Raw genomic sequence first — 2,037 nt, 5'->3', positions numbered from 1 at the left:
ACCTCCGGCTACCCGATTATGTGACTTTTATTTTACAATCCACATATTATTAACAATTGGCACATCAACTGTGCCCCCCCAGAAACTAGTAGTGCTACAACCTGAGCCATGAAAACCAACTTTTTTCCCTGATGCAAATGCAGCTAGTGCAGTGGAAACCATTACGTCTTTTCCTGCAAGATCATGGGGAATATGTACTCTAAAAGTTGATGTACATTGATCGAGGTTTTCCACGGTTCCTGAAATGTACAAACTTACAGCTCCGCTTTGGTGTGTGAAAAATTTAGTTATTTCTACTCCCTGAGTACCTAAGTTAGTTATATATTTTGCAGATACATTTGTGCTAACGATCAAACAAGTAACCAAGGTTAATATTTTTTTATTCATAATTTTTATCCATAATTGAGAAACATATCCAAGTGCCCTAAAGCACATAACGAGCCTGTAGAATTTATCTAAAGGCTAAAATTTATAAAAAAGTGATTCTCTGTATTGCATTCTAAGCTTAAAGCTAGACTTAACTAATGCATTTGGAACCCTATTTTAAGGCTTTAAAATTAAATTTTTAATTATTCTACAGCCTCAACGCTTCGTTAAGAGGCAAAAAATTGTTGGCTAAAATTAGCGACGAAGGAGCAAAAGCCAACTGTTTTTTGTCCTTTTAAACGACTTGTTGAGTTTCGATCACACCAATATATCAGCATTTACTAACTCAATATTTGTCCCCGTAATCTCACTGATTTCCCCACAGACCCAGAAAGGATGATTTTCATCAAGTACTTTTAATTTTGATACATTCTTTGATTTATCAATGTTTAGATATGCGGCGTGCAGAGGTTCCTCAGTATAGGCTCTGACTCTATAACAATCTTCTTTTTCATCAAATTCAGAAAATGCACACTTCCATTGAACTTTTAAACCAATGTAGCTTTCTGTTCGGTGTTTTTTATCAAAGGGTTTTACATTCTTAATGTCAGTAACTATTTTAGGATAAGAAGGATTAATATTATAAATTTCTTCATCAAATGCTGGAGGTGTAGTCAACCCCGTAATTTTAGTTAAAAAAGGATGCATTCTATCCATAAAATCAGCACGGGCGTCCAATGCTTCTGAATCAATAAATGTTGGTGTAGAGTGGTCTATTTCTTTCGTTGATAGAAGAAGTTTTTCTTCAAGTTCTTTTACTCTGATTTCTATATCGGAAAGAACTTTGTCACTATTAGATTCATTGGACTTCTTAATTCCAAAAATAGAGTAGAAAAGCGCTATTACACAAGCAGCCACCTCTAATATTAGCCCTTTGACTAACCACTCTCGTTCAGTTTCCGTTGGCGATCCCGTACCAAAAAAAACAACGCTTAGTGTGCCTAATACAGCCAAGATAAATAGTGAAATAAACACCCAAAACAAGATCCATTTCATTTTTTCATTAGATGTGTCCACAATACTCCTTAGAAACTTAACGCCCAAATAACAGGCTAAGTAATTGTTGGCTAAAATGTGAAACGAAGTGGAACGCAGCCAACTGTTACGTGTCCTTGTTTATTTATTTATTATGTTTTAAAGCTTAATAACAGCGAGCATATCCTCGTCATCTTCATCCATACCAACTTCAGAAAAACCAAAGCTAGAATAGAAGTCTTTAGCGACAGGGTTCTTTGGGTTATAACAAATTTCAATCTCTCGCAGGTCCGAAACTTTTTTCATTTCCACCAATGCTAGGTTAAGTGCAACACGGCCTATTGATTTTTGTTGATGTTCTTTATCAACCATAAACCGCCAAATAGAAATTTTATCTTTAGATTCTTGTACCCACATCAAAAAGCCTACGGGCTCTTCTTCCACATAAATAGCTCTGGTTTCATATCCTTCATTGTAGGTAGATTCAACTAATGACCACATATTACAAGCAACATAATCTTCCTGTTCTTTTGTGACATCGAGTTCACATACTTTTTCATAGTTTTCTTTTGTTACTTGGCGAAGTGATACTTCCACAGAAATTCCTTAAAACATAACGCCTTACTAAGAGGCAAA

The 2,037-nt window shown here is 35.3% G+C and carries 3 protein-coding genes; all 3 read right to left on the bottom strand.

Annotation, left to right across the window (positions count from 1 at the left end):
- Window positions 1–27 precede the first annotated feature (27 nt).
- Window positions 28–354 carry a hypothetical protein gene (locus CJF42_RS25725; protein WP_141235690.1) on the bottom strand — a complete coding sequence of 109 codons (327 nt, stop codon included), beginning with the start codon at window positions 352–354 and terminating at the stop codon, window positions 28–30.
- Between the two features lie 330 nt (window positions 355–684).
- Entirely contained in the window at window positions 685–1,443 is a 759-nt protein-coding gene (locus CJF42_RS25720) for a hypothetical protein (RefSeq protein WP_095369333.1), read from the bottom strand.
- Between the two features lie 117 nt (window positions 1,444–1,560).
- Entirely contained in the window at window positions 1,561–1,998 is a 438-nt protein-coding gene (locus CJF42_RS25715; protein ID WP_095369332.1) for a GNAT family N-acetyltransferase, read from the bottom strand.
- Window positions 1,999–2,037: the final 39 nt, after the last annotated feature.

It is taken from the genome of Pseudoalteromonas sp. NBT06-2 (assembly GCF_002276045.1).
Taxonomy (GTDB): domain Bacteria; phylum Pseudomonadota; class Gammaproteobacteria; order Enterobacterales; family Alteromonadaceae; genus Pseudoalteromonas.
This window is presented reverse-complemented; position numbering and strand designations above follow the sequence as displayed.